Annotated in this window: 15 protein-coding genes and 1 rRNA gene; 2 read left to right on the forward strand and 14 right to left on the reverse strand. The window is 40.1% G+C overall.

Features of this window, described 5'->3' with window-relative positions:
- A partial coding sequence (locus BCG07_RS09065) for a UvrD-helicase domain-containing protein (protein WP_286889901.1) occupies window positions 1-289 on the reverse strand: 289 nt, incomplete at its 3' end.
- A gap of 161 nt (window positions 290-450) precedes the next feature.
- Between BCG07_RS09065 and ubiK the strand changes: the two genes are divergently transcribed.
- Window positions 451-714 carry a ubiquinone biosynthesis accessory factor UbiK gene (gene ubiK, locus BCG07_RS09070; protein ID WP_006793056.1) on the forward strand — a complete coding sequence of 88 codons (264 nt, stop codon included), beginning with the start codon at window positions 451-453 and terminating at the stop codon, window positions 712-714.
- Between the two features lie 54 nt (window positions 715-768).
- Here the strand turns inward: ubiK and BCG07_RS09075 are convergent, their stop codons facing one another.
- The 8 genes from BCG07_RS09075 to ilvG all read right to left on the reverse strand — a co-directional run bounded on the left by BCG07_RS09075 (window position 769) and on the right by ilvG (window position 9,886).
- Window positions 769-1,413 carry a Rossmann-fold NAD(P)-binding domain-containing protein gene (locus BCG07_RS09075; protein ID WP_286889902.1) on the reverse strand — a complete coding sequence of 215 codons (645 nt, stop codon included), beginning with the start codon at window positions 1,411-1,413 and terminating at the stop codon, window positions 769-771.
- 4 nt (window positions 1,414-1,417) lie between these two features.
- Window positions 1,418-2,077: a carbonate dehydratase gene (gene can / locus BCG07_RS09080; RefSeq protein WP_286889903.1), complete on the reverse strand. Its 660-nt coding sequence runs from the start codon at window positions 2,075-2,077 to the stop codon at window positions 1,418-1,420.
- 25 nt (window positions 2,078-2,102) lie between these two features.
- Window positions 2,103-3,293, reverse strand: a complete 1,191-nt coding sequence (locus tag BCG07_RS09085; RefSeq protein ID WP_277053925.1) for a methyltransferase — start codon at window positions 3,291-3,293, stop codon at window positions 2,103-2,105.
- Between the two features lie 53 nt (window positions 3,294-3,346).
- The gene (locus tag BCG07_RS09090; RefSeq protein WP_006793052.1) at window positions 3,347-4,390 is read right to left on the reverse strand and encodes an ABC transporter substrate-binding protein; all 1,044 of its coding nucleotides are present in this window, start codon (window positions 4,388-4,390) and stop codon (window positions 3,347-3,349) included.
- Between the two features lie 95 nt (window positions 4,391-4,485).
- A complete protein-coding gene (ilvA, locus tag BCG07_RS09095; protein WP_277053924.1) occupies window positions 4,486-6,039 on the reverse strand; it encodes a threonine ammonia-lyase, biosynthetic in 1,554 nt (517 codons plus the stop codon).
- 2 nt (window positions 6,040-6,041) lie between these two features.
- Window positions 6,042-7,898 carry a dihydroxy-acid dehydratase gene (ilvD, locus tag BCG07_RS09100; protein WP_008133264.1) on the reverse strand — a complete coding sequence of 619 codons (1,857 nt, stop codon included), beginning with the start codon at window positions 7,896-7,898 and terminating at the stop codon, window positions 6,042-6,044.
- A 99-nt stretch (window positions 7,899-7,997) separates the two neighbouring features.
- Window positions 7,998-8,240 (reverse strand): acetolactate synthase 2 small subunit, encoded by a 243-nt coding sequence (ilvM, locus tag BCG07_RS09105; protein ID WP_006793049.1) that lies wholly within the window; start codon window positions 8,238-8,240, stop codon window positions 7,998-8,000.
- A complete protein-coding gene (ilvG, locus tag BCG07_RS09110) occupies window positions 8,237-9,886 on the reverse strand; it encodes an acetolactate synthase 2 catalytic subunit (RefSeq protein WP_277053923.1) in 1,650 nt (549 codons plus the stop codon). The genes ilvM and ilvG overlap by 4 nt, the downstream gene beginning before the upstream one ends.
- Before the next feature lie 668 nt (window positions 9,887-10,554).
- Between ilvG and BCG07_RS09115 the strand changes: the two genes are divergently transcribed.
- Complete coding sequence (locus BCG07_RS09115; RefSeq protein ID WP_243532456.1) at window positions 10,555-11,433, forward strand: TraB/GumN family protein; 879 nt, start codon at window positions 10,555-10,557, stop codon at window positions 11,431-11,433.
- A gap of 391 nt (window positions 11,434-11,824) precedes the next feature.
- On the opposite strand, the gene BCG07_RS09120 is transcribed toward BCG07_RS09115, so the two are convergent.
- From BCG07_RS09120 to rrf, 5 genes are all read right to left on the reverse strand, one after another.
- Entirely contained in the window at window positions 11,825-13,546 is a 1,722-nt protein-coding gene (locus tag BCG07_RS09120; protein ID WP_138741105.1) for a response regulator, read from the reverse strand.
- A gap of 109 nt (window positions 13,547-13,655) precedes the next feature.
- Window positions 13,656-15,986: a fatty acid cis/trans isomerase gene (locus BCG07_RS09125; protein WP_138741104.1), complete on the reverse strand. Its 2,331-nt coding sequence runs from the start codon at window positions 15,984-15,986 to the stop codon at window positions 13,656-13,658.
- Window positions 15,983-16,345, reverse strand: coding sequence for a hypothetical protein (locus BCG07_RS09130; RefSeq protein WP_008133269.1), 363 nt, complete (start codon window positions 16,343-16,345; stop codon window positions 15,983-15,985). Before BCG07_RS09130 ends, BCG07_RS09125 begins: the two co-directional genes overlap by 4 nt.
- 135 nt (window positions 16,346-16,480) lie before the next feature.
- The gene (locus tag BCG07_RS09135) at window positions 16,481-17,257 is read right to left on the reverse strand and encodes a VOC family protein (protein WP_138741103.1); all 777 of its coding nucleotides are present in this window, start codon (window positions 17,255-17,257) and stop codon (window positions 16,481-16,483) included.
- A gap of 511 nt (window positions 17,258-17,768) precedes the next feature.
- A 5S ribosomal RNA gene (rrf, locus tag BCG07_RS09140) occupies window positions 17,769-17,883 on the reverse strand.
- Window positions 17,884-17,906: the final 23 nt, after the last annotated feature.

Raw genomic sequence — 17,906 nt, forward strand, 5'->3', positions numbered from 1 at the left:
TTATTTCTTTTTTTATTATTTCTAAACCCAGTGTATGAAACGTTGATACCCATAACCCTTTTGCTTCTTGCTTGCCAAGCGTTTGTAATACACGCTCACGCATCTCTTTAGCCGCTTTATTAGTAAAAGTAACCGCTGCAATATTACGTGCTTTGTATTCACATTTTTGCACTAAGTAAGCAATTTTGTTTGTAATAACGCGGGTTTTTCCAGAACCGGCACCTGCAAGTACTAGACATGGACCACTAATGTATTTTACTGCTTCATCTTGTTTTGGATTGAGTTTCATAACGACCAGAAAGATTTAAAAGACGCGCAATTTTAACGTAACCATTACTACAGGCATAGCAATTGCCATAATTAATTACCTAAACATGATCATGTGTTAAATGAAGTGGGTATAAGGTAACATTAGTTATATTCATTTTAGGCAAGGCCGAAGGGACAATTATGATCAACCCAGCAAAACTAGAAGAAATTGCTAAGCAAATTACGAGTAATATGCCACAAGGTGTAAAAAATTTAGCAGACACGCTAGAAGGTAAAACAAAGCAAGTTTTACAAAACAAACTTGCTGAGATGGACTTTGTTAGCCGAGAAGAATTTGATATTCAAAGCCAAGTACTTATTCGTACACGCGAAAAACTAACTGAGCTAGAAGCTAAAGTCGCTATTCTTGAACAGCAACTAAACGAAAATACAAACGCAGAATAATTAATTCAACGCATAAAAAAGCAGCCTGAGCTGCTTTTTATGTGTAACAAAAATCTAGATAAATAGCTCATCAAGCACATAATATTTTTGCGCCTCTTTTTGCTCTAGGCTCACCGCTAACATTTTTAAAGCAACTTGCTTTCCTGTTATAGGTTTATAACGCTTTAAGAAACCAATTTTTGTAAGCAATGGTAAAATCACACTGCCTATTTTTTCAGCTAATCTAAAGTGATCTCGCTCACCTATTAACAACGACGGTTGAAAAATACTTATTTTATTAAATGCTAATGGCACAACCTGTTGCTCTAGCTGCCCCTTCATTTTTAAATAAACGCTATTGCTGTTTGCGTTAGCACCACTTGATGACACTAAACAATAATGGCTTATGCCATTGCATGCTGCAAGTTGTGCGGCGATGAATTGATAGTCAAAATCCACTTTACGCTGCGCATCAACAGAGCCCGCTTGCTTAAGCGTTGTCCCTAAGCACGAAAAAAACACATCACCTTTAAAGAAATCGCGGTATTGAGTCAACTTTCCAAAATCAATAACGTGATTAGTTAACTGAGGATGGGAAAGTGATAACGCTCGGCGTGTTATCGCGACAACCTGACTATACTCAGCGCAACTGAGTAATGCAGTTAAAAGCTCAGACCCAACTAAACCTGTTGCGCCAATAACAACCGCCGTTTTTGTCATTTATTTACTCACAACCTGCTTTTTTAAAAACATGTTGTATTGCACGTTTATAACTGTCCGACTCTTCTTCCGCGCACGTAACAACGGCTTCTAAATCATGTAAGTGGCCGTTTTCTAAACCATAAACCCAACCATGTATTGTTAAATCTTGGCCGCGCTCCCATGCATCTTGCACAATATTGGTACGGCATACATTGCGTACTTGTTCTATTACATTAAGCTCAATAAGGCGACTTAAGCGCTGCTCTTCGTCAATGCTGTTAAGTTGCTCTATGTGCTTTTCTTTTACATCGCCAACATGTCGAAGCCAGTTATCAATAAAACCAAACTTTGCATTACTTAGTACAGCTTGAACGCCACCGCACCCATAATGGCCAACAACCATTATGTGTTTAACTTTTAGTACTTCTACCGCATACTGCATAACAGATAAACAGTTATGATCGGTATGTACAACGACATTTGCTACATTACGGTGTACAAATAATTCTCCGGGTAATAAATCAACTATTTGGTTTGCGGGTACACGAGAGTCTGAACAACCAATCCATAAGTACTCAGGGTTTTGCTGCATAGATAAAATTTTAAAAAACTCTGGATTCGCTTCGCTTGTTCGCGCAGCCCAGTTTTTATTATTATCGAACAAATTTTTTAATTTTCTCATTGCATCTCTTATTAAGCCAAAACGACTAGTTATTGGTTGAAGGGTTAGTATTGGCAAGAATTAAAATATTCCGAGGCGTTAACTGCTTTTCACAAAAGGTTTTAATACTTACTTGATAGCCATGCTGTTGCAAATATAAAGCACGATCGAGCACAAGCCAAACCTCAATTGCTCTTCTGAACACATGTCGAACCAGTTCAACTCTGTCAGTGACCTTTTTTCGAGCCACACCCACAGATAAAAAATATTTATAATCAATATCTTGCGGTATTTTCAAGGCTTTTTTATCGCCCGCCCACTCACAAAATGATTTAAATGAACCTGAGAACACGGCCTTATTAACAGAGGGAACACTAACATAGTGTAATTCATTAGTAATTGACCTCCTGATTGCATCAAAGCCCAACCGCCACTCAAGTTCTGTTTTTCGTATTTTATCAACACGAGTTGGCGCGGTTACTGTTTCTTGCAAGGCCAGTTTTAAATCACGGTGAGTTAACCTAAGCTGACTTTGCTTGGCAAGATCGCTCATTGGTAAGTAATCGTTAGGTGTAAATAAATGATAGCAACAAGGTGAAAAGCTAATTTGCTGCACGTTTGCAGCTATTGCTTTGCGCATCATAGCCTGATGTAAAGCGCCGCATGCATGAAGCGCCACAGCATGCATCTGTGTATTAAAAAGTGATGTAGTATCATCTTTTAATACATCAACTTGGCTAAATTGCATTGCCAAGCCTTGTTGCAGTGCTGCTTTTTGGCCTTGTTCGCATAATGTTGATTGCAACTCAACACTGCTGACCTGCGTGGCACCGTTAAATGCGAGCATACGACCTAAGTGCCCTTTACCCGCACACCATTCTAATACCGGTAATTTTGTGTTTGGCAACGCAGATACAAAGTCTTGGAGTTGTTCGAATTTACGCCCTTTTATGCCGTTACTAATCCAAAAAGGGTAATCATATCGGGGAGTATTTGCCTGAGGTAATTTACATAATAGCTGTAATTCATCAAGTAACTTAATGTGTGGATTAAAGAAGTCTATTAACTCATTCTGCTTGGTATCAAGCGTTGCTACTTGCTCATCTGTTAAACTATTTAATATGCCTCGCAGTTCAGGCCAAGGGATCGCATCAAAGTCAAAAGCGGTGCACTGCCAATAGGTGCGAGTACGCTTTAAAATAGAGTCAAGTGAAGTAAATTGCTCGGCTAACGTCATAACAGCTTAATTTATTGAAAGGTAGCCAATTGTATCAGTAACATTAACAGCCATTAAACGGTTATTTTTTTACTAAACATTAAGCGCAAATACAACGGTATAGAGATAACACTCACAATCATCGCTGCAATTAACATCCACGATAATTCCATTTTTTCCGGTCGCTGATATTTATAAATAAAACTGGCTTTAACCTTATCAAACTCAGTTTGGTGAATACCGTACAAGTCTGCAATTAGGCGCCATTTTGGAATAGACATATGCCCCAAGCTAGTTGTTGCAGGCATAATGTACTCTTTTAATACTTCAGCCTCGTATGCTAATTCATGGAAACTTTTGTTAGGTGCGTAAAGTATTTGGGTAACCGCAATGGCCTCATCCATATTCATCATTGCGTAGCGCCAACCCTTTAGGCTGGCTTGGTAAAATTTTTCAACGGTTTCTGGGGAGGTGCTTAACATTTTCCCAGTGGTATATAAGATATCTGCATAAACATCTATGCCGTAACGCTGAGGACATATTAGGCGATGTGATATACCTCTTTGAGTCATATTGTAGGGCTCTGTAGATAAATAAACTTGCATCGCATCGAGCCTGTTTTCAATCCAGGCTTGGCTTGGGTTGTCACCGTTGTATACACTAAGCAAACGTGTATTAACTCCGCTGCGTGTCAGCATAGCCATTAACTCATTGCTATCATTGTGACTCACTTTACTTATACGCTTATTTACAAAATCACGAGGATGAAAAATATCAGAGGTGTCTTTGACCATCCAACAATAAGGTGAATATTGCAAGATAGGCGCCATTGCTACAAAAGATTGGCCGTTTATACGTTCCTGTAAAATACCCGAGTGACCTACACCAAACTCGGCGTCGCCATTAGCCACAGCACTAAACGCATCGGGCATTGTTAGATCTGCTGGGTTTATGGTTACATCAAGACCCACATCTTTATAAAACCCTTTTTCTTTGGCCATGTAGTAACCAGCAAACTGAAACTGATGCGTCCATTTTAATTGTAGAGTGACCGATTCTTGCGCCGCAATTTGGCCACAAAAACAACACAATCCAAGTATTAATCCTTTAAGTAACAACCAAGTTTCCTCAAGTTAATGACGGTATCAGTAACTATATGTAAAACAAATGATAAAGCAAGCACCCTTGTAAGGTACTTGCTCTTTAATGGCTGTTAAACTGAAGCGAGCTTTGCGGTTTTCTCTGAAAGAGGTTGCGTCGTTAAAAACTGTGTAAAACACGGATTATGCGTTTCATCTTGCACGCTATAGCCTAAGTCATTTAAATGCTTGTTAAAAGTCTCAAATTGCTCAGGTTCAATAGCAAAACCGGCTAATACATAACCCATTGAGCCGCCTTGACTACGATAATGAAATAATGTGATATTCCAATCGTTGCCTAGCGTATCTAAAAAGCGCGCTAGTGCGCCGGGGTATTCTGGAAATTCAAAACGTAACAAACGTTCATGCAGTTTTTCGGGTGCTTTACCGCCAACCATATAACGTACGTGCAATTTAGCAAGTTCATTATCTGATAAGTCGCAAAATGTGTAATCGTTTTGAGTTAGGTCCTGCTTGAGCTCATTGAGCTCCTGCTCTCCTTGGCGCAGAGCAATACCTACAAATATTTGCGCTTCACCAGGCCCTGCATAACGGTAGTTAAACTCAGTAATAGCACGGCCACCTAAAGACGCACAAAACTGTTTAAAACTGCCTTTTTCTTCTTTGATGGTAACGGCTAATAACGCTTCGTTTTTTTCACCTAGCGCAGTGCGCTCAGCGACATAACGTAAGCGATCAAAGTTTAAATTTGCGCCCGAAAGCACAGCTGCTAAATGCAAACCTTTTAAGCCCGACTGTTGGCTCCACTTTTTAAGCCCTGCCGTTGCAAGAGCGCCAGAAGGCTCTGCAATTGCACGAGTAGACACAAAAATATCTTGCATGGCGGCGCAAATTTCATCGCTAGTCACAGTGATTACTTCATCGCAAAACTTTTGTGCCAAGCGAAATGTTTCTTTGCCAATAATTTTAACCGCTACACCATCGGCAAAACTGCCTACTCGGTCAAGCTCTACCGGTTCACCCGCTTCAAGTGCAGCTTGTAAACAGGCGCTCTCATCGGCTTCTACTCCAATGACTTTGATATCAGGACGAAGTGACTTTATATAAACAGCCATGCCTGCCAGTAAGCCACCGCCTCCAACGGGAATAAATACCGCGTCAAGCTCATTGAGCTGCTGCATGAGTTCTCGCGCTACAGTACCTTGCCCAACAATAACGTCAGGATCGTCAAATGGTGGGACAAAAATGCCATTACGCTGCTCTGTGAGCTCAAGCGCGTGCGCTTTAGCTACATCAAACTGATGTCCATGCAATACAACCTCACCGCCTAAAGCGCGTACGGCGTTAACCTTTATTTCTGGCGTTGTAACAGGCATTACAATCGTTGCCTTATGCCCTAAATGCGAAGCGCTTAATGCAACACCCTGAGCATGGTTACCAGCCGATGCAGTAATTACAACAGACCCTTTTGGCAACTTATTTAATTTATTGTATGCGCCGCGTAATTTAAACGAATACACGGGCTGTTGATCTTCACGTTTAAGCCATACATGGTTGCCAAGTTTAGCGCTAAGGTCAGGCATTTCACTGACCTCAGTAACTTTAGCCAAGGGCTCCATATTTGCTTGAATAATTGCACGAAAATAATCGAGCTCTTGAGAAACCATAATTAGCTCAGCTCCTCCAGTTTCTCTAAGTCACGCACTGCGCCCTTATCTGCACTCGTTGCAAGTAGTGCATAGGCTTTTAATGCCGACGAAACATAACGCTCACGGTCAAGGGGCTTATACGCCTGTTTACCACGCGCTAATTGCTTTTGCTTACGCGCTTCAAGCTCTTCCTCGCTTAGTGCAAGCGTGATCTCACGCGTTGCAATATCAATAATAATTTTGTCGCCATTTTCAACGTACGCAATAGCACCACCGCTTGCCGCCTCTGGCGATACGTGGCCAATAGATAAACCTGACGTGCCGCCCGAAAAGCGTCCATCTGTGATCAGCGCACACTTTTCAGCTAAACCTTTTGATTTTAAGTAGCTCGTTGGGTAAAGCATTTCTTGCATACCAGGGCCGCCTTTAGGGCCTTCGTAACGAATAACCACAACATCACCGGCTTTTACTTCGTCGTTTAAAATGCCTTCTACTGAATCATCTTGTGATTCGTATACCACTGCAGTGCCTTCAAAATGCAGCATTTCGTCAACTACGCCTGCGCTTTTAACAATACAGCCATCAACCGCTAAGTTTCCTGAAAGTACAGCTAAGCCGCCATCTTGTCTAAATGCGTGTTCAACACTTCGAATACAACCGTGTTCGCGGTCGTTATCGCCTTCATCCCAACGACACTCTTGGCTCATTGCTTTTGTAGTACGAATGCCAGCTGGTCCCGCGCGGTAAAACTTTTGTGCCGCTTCGTTTTTAGGATCTGTCGCATCCCATTTTTTAACAAGCTCACCCATAGTCATACCTGCAACGTGGTTTACCGATAAATCAACTAAACCGGCTTTGCCTAGCTCACGCACAATTGCCATCATGCCACCAGCGCGGTGAACATCTTCAATGTGGTACTGTGCTGTTGCTGGAGCTACTTTACATAAAAATGGGGTTTTACGAGATAGCTCGTCAATGTGCGACATGTCAAAATCTACGCCAGCTTCTTGTGCGGCTGCTAGTAAATGCAGTACGGTGTTAGATGAACCACCCATGGCAATATCAACAACCATAGAGTTCATAAAGGCTGTTTTGTTAGCAATAGCGCGTGGCAATACGTCTTGGTTATCTTTTTGGTAGTACTCACGGCATAAATCAACAATGCGAGCACCCGCTTCTACATACAGTTGCTTACGATCTTTATGGGTTGCAAGCGTTGTACCGTTACCCGGTAGTGCAAGGCCAATAGCTTCTAATAAACAGTTCATTGAGTTTGCAGTAAACATACCTGAACACGACCCACAAGTAGGACACGCAGAGCGCTCTACTTGTTCTGAATCAGCATCACTTACTGTTTCATCAGCGCCTTTTACCATGGCATCGACTAAATCTAATTTAATATCGATGTTAGCAAGTTTCGTTTTACCCGCTTCCATTGGTCCGCCCGATACAAAAATAACCGGTATGTTTAAGCGTAGCGCTGCAAGCATCATCCCTGGGGTGATTTTGTCACAGTTAGAAATACAGATCATCGCATCGGCGCAGTGGCCGTTAACCATGTACTCAACAGAGTCGGCAATGAGATCGCGCGAAGGCAGTGAGTAAAGCATACCCCCGTGGCCCATTGCGATACCGTCATCAATTGCAATAGTATTAAATTCTTTTGGTACACCACCCGCTTGCGTGATTGTTTCAGCCATTAGCTCACTTAGCTGATTAAGGTGTACGTGCCCTGGCACAAATTGCGTAAACGAGTTAACTACAGCAATAATTGGTTTACCAAAGTCGGTGTCGGTCATGCCTGTTGCGCGCCATAATGCACGTGCGCCTGCGCGTTTACGTCCTTCAGTTGTTGTTGCACTTCTTAATTTAGCCATAGTTACCTCTGTTTTGCCGCTGTGTAAGCGGGCATTCCTCATTCTAAAAATTGGTGAGTAACAGTTATTCAATTACTCGTAAATTTGTGTTGTTAGCAATTACACAGCTTGTTGCTGTAAATTTTGTAAAGTGATTTCTTTAACGTCCACCAGCTTATTTAACTGGCTTGTTAAAAGATGGATTGGTTTATCGCTGTCTACTGTCATTGCAACATTGTAGTGGCCATCATCCATATTGAGCTGAAAATGCGTAAGATCAAAACCACGGTGACGCACTACACGTAAAAAACGCTCGACCGCTATACTTTGGCTCTTTAATGCAATAGTTAGGCTGTGTTTCATTGTGCTTTCTCCGTAATCATTTCGTCATTTGCAGCCCCAGGTGGTACAAGTGGCCATACGTTTTCTTTATCGTCTATGCAGGCATGTACTATGTACGGCCCTTTGCTGTTGACTAATGCTGTTATTGCATCATCAACTTGGTTGGCATGGGTAATTGTTTGCCCAGGAATACCAAATACGGCGGCTAACTGAACAAAATCAGGGTTATCTGAAAGGTTTGTTTCAGAGTAACGTCCTTCAAAAAATAGCTCCTGCCATTGGCGAACCATACCTAAGCGTTGGTTATCTAATATTAGTATTTTTACTGGTAAATTGTTACGTCGAATAGTCGCAAGCTCTTGAATGTTCATCATGATTGAGCCATCACCCGACACCGTCATTACAAAATCGTCTGGGCGTGCTACTTGTGCGCCAATAGCCGCTGGTAAACCAAAGCCCATAGTGCCTGCGCCACCACTACTTAAATGGTTGCTCGGGTGGCTAAATTTCATGTGTTGCGCTACCCACATTTGATGCTGACCCACATCACAGCACACTACGCCTGTTTTTGGCATACGCTGGCTTAATTGGTTCAATAAATACGGGGCAAATACTTTTTCGCCTGGGTAGTCGTAGCGCCACGCATGTTTTACGCTTAACTGCTTATTTATATCGCACCATGCTTTAGAGGTTACAAAGCACTCAAGTGCCGGTAATGAGGTTTTTAAATCAGCAATTAATGAGGCTTTAGCTGGTTTACGTTTACCTACTTCGGCCGCATCTATGTCTAAATGAATTACTTTTGCTTTAGCGGCAAATTTAGCTAAATTCCCAGTTACGCGGTCATCAAAGCGAGCGCCTATACACACTAAAACATCACACTCTTGCACCGCTATATTAGCGGCTTGTGTACCGTGCATGCCTAGCATGCCTAGGTAGTGTTCGTAATCTGGTAATACGCTACCTAACGCTTTAAGTGTTGATACCGCAGGCATCTGCGTTTTATTTAAAAACTGCATTAACTCATTTTGCGCATCAGCGGCTTGTACACCGCCACCTACATACGCCACAGGTTGCTTTGCTTCGCTTAATAACTGATTGGCAATGGCTACTTGGTTTAAATCAAGCTGCGGTAAGTACTCATCAGCGGCTAACCAAGGTTTAAACGGCACTTGCGCCATTTGAATATCTTTTGGAATATCAACAAGCACAGGACCTGGGCGACCACTTTGGGCTAAGTGCATGGCCTCTTGTAGTATTTCGGCTAAATCTTCTGCTCGCTCTACCATGTAACTGTGTTTAGTACATGAAAGCGACATACCTAGTACATCGACTTCTTGAAATGCATCTGAGCCAATAGCGGCAGTCGGTACTTGGCCGGTAATTGCTAATAATGGCACTGAGTCCATCATTGCATCTGCAAGTGCTGTTATTAAGTTAGTAGCCCCAGGGCCTGATGTTGCTATACATACACCTAATTTACCTGTGCTGCGGGCATAACCTACAGCAGCAAAACCAGCACCTTGCTCGTGGCGAGTGAGGTAATGCTTGACTGGCGCACCATACAGCGCATCGTAAATTGGCATAATGGCTCCACCAGGGTAGCCAAATACCTCTTTTACGCCGTGTTTGGCTAATAAGTCGATTGTGAGTTCTGCGCCTGTCATTAATAAATCCTCATTCTTCAGTGACAACCTAATTAATTTTTACCCTTAAACTAAAAAGCCCTCCGAACAGTTAAGTGCGGAGGGCTTTTTAATGCTCAAGTTTATAGCACTACAAAGCCCTCGCGGGAATAATCACCACGATAATAATCAGGACTAGTTTAAGTGCAGTTGTAAGCATGTAATTGACACCAAATTTAAATAATCTGTTGCGAAAGTTCATCTTTCGCTCTGTTATGTATTAGTACCGCGCTGAGCGGCTTAAGTCAATACCAAACTCAATTCAAAAAAAGCACGAAAAACCAAATTAAGTGGTTTTAAAATTCACTAAATGCAACCATGAAGGAATTTTTATGTTTTAATTTAAAGTATAGAAATTCACTATTCTTATATTCCCCATTTATGGTTTGATTAATTTTTGAGTTTTAGTAAAAATTAAATTAATTTTTTTATACAGATAGTGTTTAGACCTTCCGAATAGTTTTAATAATCATGGTTTGCGACTGTACTAAATCAAAAAACGTAAATAGAACAAATACTCCACTGAGCGCACATATTAGTACCAATAACCTCACAAAAGACGATTGATAAATACTAAATTTAGCACTGCTGTATAGGCAAATTTAGGTTAGTATTTGTGTAACTCAACAACAGGATTTGAAGGACAAACCATGAAAGCGATACCTCGTATTAGTCATTTTTTTATTATGGTGCTATTTACAGTACTTAGTTTTAATAACGTTGCGGCACCAGCTTTATATAAAGTAGAAAAAAATGGCACTAGCTCGTATTTGTTTGGCACCGTACACGTAGGTGACGCCAGCATGAAAGGCTTACCAGCAAACGTTACCAAAGCGATTGATGAGAGCGAACACGTTATTGTAGAAGTGGATATTAGCAAACTGACTCCATTTCAAATGCAACAGCGCTCAATGCCATTAATGATGCTAAAAAATGGTAAAACATTACAAACAGAACTATCAAAACAAAACTACAATAAGCTTAAAAATTACTTTGCAAAAAAATCGATTGATATTGCTATGTTTAGCAACTTCAAACCTTGGGCTGTAATGGTGACTATGATGCAAATTGAGTTTCAAAATGCAGGCTTTTCTGATCAAACAGGCATAGACAAGCAAGTACTTGCTTATGCTAAAGAGCACAACATTAAAATTGGTGAACTAGAAACCCTAGAGCAGCAGTTACAAATGTTTGATGGTATGGCGCTATTAAGTAATGAAATGATTGAAGAAACCTTTGAACAGCTTAGCGATATTAATACATACTTTATTAAGCTAGTAAACGCATGGAAAAATGGCGATATGGATACCCTTACCGAGTACTACAACATGAGTTTTGACGAGAGTAATTATGGTGAAATAAGCGAGCAAGTCATGCTAATAAACCGTAATAACAAATGGGTAGAGCAACTTGTTCCTCGCTTAAATAACGAAAAGCTATTTATTGCAGTAGGCGCGCTGCACTTACCAGAGCAGCATGGTTTAATAAAGCAGTTAAAAGATAAAGGTTTCAGTGTTACTCGACTCTAACCTCATTGTTATACCTAGGGTGATATTAATTGCCCTAAGGGTTGCTAATATTATTAGTTTAAGCTCTATTAAAAAACGTAAATCAATGCGCTAAGTTCAACAAATACTAATTAAGAAACCGATTTTGATTTAAAAAACACTGTTGATAACAAGTTGAATTTTCGTTGTTCAATTTTTCTAAATAGGCGTTTTATAGCGCAGAAAGCGACACGTTTAGCCCCACAAGATGATTAAGTACGATGGCGGATTGGTATCCCACTTACAGAAAAAATACATGTAATTTTCTCAAATAGACCTCTCTTTGAAAAAGACCAATTGAGCGTTTTAGCTTACCTATTGCAAATAATTTTTACTAAATTAACGCTGAAAATAACGCTATATAATCAATTTATTATTTAGGGTTTAAGCTACCTATTAACACTTCAGCTAACGCTTGCGTGCTGATAGGTTTAAAAACATGCCCATTTGCACCTAATTGAGTGGTAATTGCAATATCACTTTCTGATGTATTGGCGGTAACCACAATAATAGGCGTATTAGCGTCAAAAATGCGTATTTTTTTAATAGCCTCAAAGCCATCCATTATTGGCATATTTAAATCCATAAAAATGACTTGGTATTCGTTTTTAGTTGCCATCTCGCATGCGACCTTTCCGTTTTTTGCACATTCATAGCTGTAGTTAAGCTGTGAAAGAATACGGGTTAAAATGTGCATGTTTAACGGGTTATCTTCAACAACTAAACAATGCATATTTTTAGGTAACAGTGCACTAAACGAAGGTGCACTTTCATCAATCACAACGGGCATTTTTAGCGTAACGCACACCCCATTTGGCGATGTATTTTCAAACACAATATTTCCGTCAAAAGCATCAACAATATACTGCACCCTTGCAAGGCCTGTTCTTAACCCTTGAAAGTGATTATTTTGATTAGATGAATCAAAGGTTAACCTGCTGACTGGCTTGGTTAATCCTGAACCTGTATCCGTTATTGTTACTGTTAATTGCTTATTGTTAACACAAGCCTTAACAGTAACAGACCCCTCTTCTGTAAACTTTAATGCGTTGCCAACTAACTCAGCTAACACTTGCTGAAAGCGTTGATGATCTAGTTTTATAGCTTGGTCAAGTGTCGAATCAAGTGCTCTAACTAAGGCAATGCCTTTTTGGTTGTAACCAAATTCATACCCTAAAAGCACTTTATTGAATGACTGAAGTAAGTTTTCATTTGACGGTTTTAATGCCCAACGGCCCAAACTAAGCGTCTGTAAATCTTGAAGTTCGTCAAGCATTGCTATTATTCTTGATGCGCAATAAGAGGCCTGTGTTTTAATCGATTTTTGGCTATTACTGACCTCTAACGAATCAATCGAGGTAACAAAACCTTGTAGGGGCGTTCTAAACTCATGACTTGCTCGAGCTATAAAGTGTTCTTTATTTTTACTCACTTGCTGCGCAAAATCTTTTTGCTGTTGATACTTTGATAACGCCTTAGTGATCTGCTTTTCCATCGGTATGAACACAAAACGTAATACACCAATAAGCAATAACATAGTTAGCAACCAAAAAAATAGCTCGGCTGAAGACACCCACGCCACTTTTTTAACGGACTCTTTTTCAAATAAGCCAACAGCTTGATCTAAATACTTTAGTAACTCTTCCATGCGCTTAACAGAAAACACATCGGGGTTTATTTTTTCCTGTTTATACAGCAGCCCTTCTACCTGTTGGATAAATTTTTGCACGCGCAAATCTAGCTCAACAGGTGGTTGTGTATACAACTTTATAAGCTCAGGGCTGAGGTATTTATATTGACCATTATCGTTTTTTAACAATAAATATTGATGGTTTGCTTTAAATAGGCTGAGCGATGCATCTAAAGACTGCTGATGACTAGTACTAGGAACTTGCGAGGTTAATAACTTATCACCATGCCATGCAATTTTTTGCGACAGCATTCGCTGTTTACCAGCAATGTTAATAATGTTTGCATCATTTTTCTGTACTGAAAAAAAGTACTGCATTAGTGATACAGAAACACTAATTAATAGCGCAATAGCGATTAATGCCCACCGATTACGTAGGCGAATATTTGCGACAACTTCAAACATAGTTAGCCTAACTTTTTGGTTTAAGTGTAGTCCAATTACATCAATATCTATGCTTAATCTATAAATATAAAAAAGCCCAACTCAAAGCTGGGCTATATAAGAGGGTTTACTATCTATTTTCTAAACGGTTGTAATCGAACAAGCCATATTCAACACCACGGTATTTTTTTGCTGTAGCGTGTAAAATATCGCTGTATTGCCAAAACTGTGGATGAGAACGTCTAATTCCAAATTTAGTTTTTAAGGCTGCGTAATCAGCTTCTACTTGCATCATAGGTAACTGTTCAGCAAAAGCCTCAACTTGTTGTTCATTATTCAAATACCAAATGGAAGCTGGGTAGTCACCTATAAAACCAGGGACGATTGTTGCAGTGTCTTCGTCAAAAGCTCGTTGACCGTCTTCATTTAATAAGCTCGAAATATTGTAATGCGCGTTATGATGAATAATCGTGTAAGCCTTATGGCTATCGTCATCTTGCTTTACTAATACAAACGATAACTGCGGTAATAAATTTACTGCTTTTGCCGGCATAGCATTAATGGCACTTAACGATTTAGGTACTTGCTTATAATCGTAGTGCTCACTTAGCACTGGACTTAGCGCCTCTTTCATTAGTGCATACAATTCTTTTTGAGGGGTGTTTGTTTTATAAGTTATTCCGCTTGGCTGACTAAACTCACGGTTATTTTTAAAAAACTCAGCAAGACTTGGTGGGGATTTACGATACCACTGGCCTTTGATTTTATCTCGTTTTTTTTCTGGTAATAATGCTAAGAAGTTTTGTTCTCCTTCTAGGCGTAAAAAATCCATATATAAACGCGTGACTAACTGGTGCCCAATATTGCCGTAAACATCAAAACCAGCAACCAGTAAATAATGTATACGCTCGAATAAGGCATAATCTAAAATCCAAGTTGTTTTTGGCTCTTGGCCAATGAAACCCTTCACCACAGTGGCACTGTCAAAATGACGAAAAATAGTCAGTGCTGCATTTTTATTATGACCATCTCCTTTCCACAATAAATCTGTTGTTAAATGCTCACCGCCTTTAAACATCTCATTCGCTAAATTGACCTTTGCTTTTAAATATTTTTGCTCCAGAGCTGAGTATTTAACCCAATTAGCAATAGGGAACGCATTACTTTCTTCTGCGGCGGGTAATTCAAGTGCGTCTTCATGCTGCATTATCATTTGTCCAACCGCTGGGGTGGCCACTTTTTTTGGATCAGCAAAAGCAACCCAAAAGTGGTCGTTAATCACATTTAACGCTATCTGACCACGACAGACAGGCCCTTTAATAAAGCCCATAATAATCAACTCAGCTTCATCAAGCATAAACTGATATTTAGAATTAATTGGGATCACTTCAAACGTTTTAAACGGATTAGATGCAGACTCTGCCTTGTAGCTAGGCATACTTTTAACCGTATACTCTGGTGCAATGAACTGTTGGTACAAGCGCGTCAACTTTTCATCATTTAGCTTAAGAGGTAAGTGAGTTTTAGATAAAACAGTGCTGCGATCATGCAAAAGTCGGTAGTAAACACGGTTAACTTTAGGGTCGTCATAAGGTCGACGTGTGCTTATTAATTTTATTTTTTCGCCTGGAGGTGTGCTCGAACGGACGAGCTTAAAAAAGTTATCAGGAGATTTTTGATCAAAATATATGTGAGCTAAAAACCAATGCTCGTATATATAGCGAGCCGATAACTGATACTTCAAATCATCTTGGTTTAAAAATGCTTCCCAACGCTTTACCTGCTCAAGTTCATACTCTGTTGGCGGGTCAATATGCGCCATTTTACCGCCTGCTTTGAGCCACGTCTGCAAGTGATTAAATTCATCACGGGATACGCCCGGTAATCCATAAGGCATACCAGCATGAGGTTGCTCACCCGCTAATTGATCAAATTCTCCCATAGTGGCACAGGTTTGAGAGCGGCTCAGCGAAAAATCAAATTCATTATTTAATATTTCATTTGCAGGCAATTCATGGCTTTGTTTCAGTACTAAACTGTTAAACAAGACGCTACCAGCTAAGTTAGCTTCCTCAGTTTGTACTCGCTCATTTAAAACAGGAGTAAAGTTCTTTTCTCGCCATTGCTCTGTGGTTGTAGCATCAAATAACAATCTACTCGGCGTTGTAGCAAGTAAACGAGTTCCGTCGTAAACAAGGTCTTTGCTTACCCCTCTATCTATTCCTTCAGGGGATGATAGCTTTAACTGACAAGGTGCATCGTAACAACCATGACACACAACACACCGAGTATCGAGCACCGGTTTCACATTCTGTAAAAAATTAGCCCCTTCGCCAGTAGTATGAGATACGATACGCTGCTGGGCCTGCTCAGTGCCAAATAGCTCATTGTAATGAGCATTACCTAAGTATGCACAACCACTTAAAATAACTAATGTAACGATGCCTATGAGTTTATTCATTCGCCTTCATCACCTAAATCAAAGGTCGGCATCATATCCATCTGCGGAGATATAAATACATCTTGATTCTCAGTATTTAGTACAACACTCAATACAGGTCCATGATTTAAAGTTATCTGCGCATGGTGTGATTGTTCTAACATGTATTTGTAAGAAGGATCGGCTATTAACAGCTCATAACTTGTTATTGTAATAGCTATGCTGCTGTCCGCTGAGGGATTTTGGCAAATTTGAGCAAGTAACTCATCATCGAGCGCTACTGATATTTCAAAATCAGGCTGCTCTACATCCCTTTCACTTAAGGACTCGTTTAATAAAAATAACGGCAGCGTTAAATTGCTATCTTGTTCAAATTCCATTGTCTACTCAACATGCATAATTTATATAACTGGCATTATAACAAAATAACAAAAAATTAAACGTTAATGCCAATAACCAAAGTAGCTAAGTGCAAGACAACCCTCTCATGCACTTATCAGCATATTGTAAACGCTTTAATCCTTCGTTTGGATCACCGAAAAAACAGCACCTTGAGGATCACAAAGAACACCAAATCGGCCAACGTCTGGTACTGTAGTAGAAGGTACACATACTTGGGCTCCCAGCTTTTTCGCCTTATTAAGGGCAGAATCACAGTCGTCAACTGCAAAGTAAATCATCCAATGAGGTGGGACATCATCAGGCCATTCGCTACTCATTTCCAGCATTCCAGCAATCGGCTTACCGTCTACCATAAATAAAGTATATTCCATGTTGTCCATAGGTTTCACTTCGCTCTTCCAACCTAGTAAAGCACAGTAAAACTCATTACTTACTTTGCTATTTCGCGTCGCTAACTCATGCCAATAAGGCGTTGATAGCTCTGATAAACGTTTACATCCTTTATGATCTTTTCCTTGCCATAATGCAACGGTTGCTCCCCCCGGATCAGTAAACATGAGCATACGACCTGCATCCATAACATTGTGCGGACCCGCAATTATTTTAGCCCCAAGCTCTTTCGCTTTAATTGCACAATGATCTACATCATCTACAGCAATGTAAGTTAACCAACTGCTTGGAACACCCTCCTGAATTTGCTCTTTTTGCATTTCGTACATAGCGGCAATGTCGTCACCCTCTTTCTGGAGCATAGTGTAAAAAATACCATCGCCAATTGGCTGATCATCATAACCCCAATCAAATAGAGAGGTATAAAAAGCTTTACCTTCTTTCCAATTATGTGTGCAAAGCTCTGACCAACAAAAAATACCCTGAGGATAATTATCCATATAAAAGCCTTTGTTATTTTTATATCAAACATACTCTTGAAATATAGCACGCAAGATTATTTTTTAATTAGCTTAGATCAATAACTGCTAAGAGTCGATGAGAGATATAAGGAACTTGCTGAAATCTAAATGATGCTATCTAAGACAGGGGCTGTATTTCTGAATACCGTCTAGGTTATTAGCTCCGTGTATTAAGAGAATTGGGCAAAATGAGGTTACTAGGGCAATACTGTATATCTAATTACGTTATTTATCAGGTAGCCATGAAGAAATAGTTGTTCAAGTATAGGGATAGTGAGTTTACTAAACCACAGACAGCAAAAAACCATCACATTGATTTAACGAGTTTTTCTTATTTGAAGTCGGTGTGCTACCAATAACCAAAACACTCTTTACAAAGAGGCGCTTTGCTCAACAGACGCTACGCTTTAGAGAAGGGAATACTGAAGATTGCTTTCCTGCAGACGTAAAAAAGCCGCTTCATTTCTGAAGCGGCTTTCTACAATTTGAAGCCTGGTAATGTCCTACTTTCACATAGCAAATGCTACACTATCATCGGCGCTGTTTCGTTTCACTACTGAGTTCGGCATGGAGTCAGGTGGGTCCAAAACGCTATTGTCACCAAGCAAATTTGGGCGTTAATCCGTAT

Source organism: Pseudoalteromonas sp. ESRF-bin5, from assembly GCF_002632075.1.
Taxonomy (GTDB): domain Bacteria; phylum Pseudomonadota; class Gammaproteobacteria; order Enterobacterales; family Alteromonadaceae; genus Pseudoalteromonas; species Pseudoalteromonas marina.

Coding starts and splice junctions, on each gene's coding strand:
- ubiK (WP_006793056.1), top strand. CDS start 451: ATGATCAACCCAGCAAAACTAGAAGAAATTGCTAAGCAAATTACGAGT.
- BCG07_RS09075 (WP_286889902.1), bottom strand. CDS start 1,413: ATGACAAAAACGGCGGTTGTTATTGGCGCAACAGGTTTAGTTGGGTCT.
- can (WP_286889903.1), bottom strand. CDS start 2,077: ATGAGAAAATTAAAAAATTTGTTCGATAATAATAAAAACTGGGCTGCG.
- BCG07_RS09085 (WP_277053925.1), bottom strand. CDS start 3,293: ATGACGTTAGCCGAGCAATTTACTTCACTTGACTCTATTTTAAAGCGT.
- ilvA (WP_277053924.1), bottom strand. CDS start 6,039: ATGGTTTCTCAAGAGCTCGATTATTTTCGTGCAATTATTCAAGCAAAT.
- ilvD (WP_008133264.1), bottom strand. CDS start 7,898: ATGGCTAAATTAAGAAGTGCAACAACAACTGAAGGACGTAAACGCGCA.
- ilvM (WP_006793049.1), bottom strand. CDS start 8,240: ATGAAACACAGCCTAACTATTGCATTAAAGAGCCAAAGTATAGCGGTC.
- ilvG (WP_277053923.1), bottom strand. CDS start 9,886: ATGACAGGCGCAGAACTCACAATCGACTTATTAGCCAAACACGGCGTA.
- BCG07_RS09115 (WP_243532456.1), top strand. CDS start 10,555: ATGAAAGCGATACCTCGTATTAGTCATTTTTTTATTATGGTGCTATTT.
- BCG07_RS09120 (WP_138741105.1), bottom strand. CDS start 13,546: ATGTTTGAAGTTGTCGCAAATATTCGCCTACGTAATCGGTGGGCATTA.
- BCG07_RS09125 (WP_138741104.1), bottom strand. CDS start 15,986: ATGAATAAACTCATAGGCATCGTTACATTAGTTATTTTAAGTGGTTGT.
- BCG07_RS09130 (WP_008133269.1), bottom strand. CDS start 16,345: ATGGAATTTGAACAAGATAGCAATTTAACGCTGCCGTTATTTTTATTA.
- BCG07_RS09135 (WP_138741103.1), bottom strand. CDS start 17,257: ATGGATAATTATCCTCAGGGTATTTTTTGTTGGTCAGAGCTTTGCACA.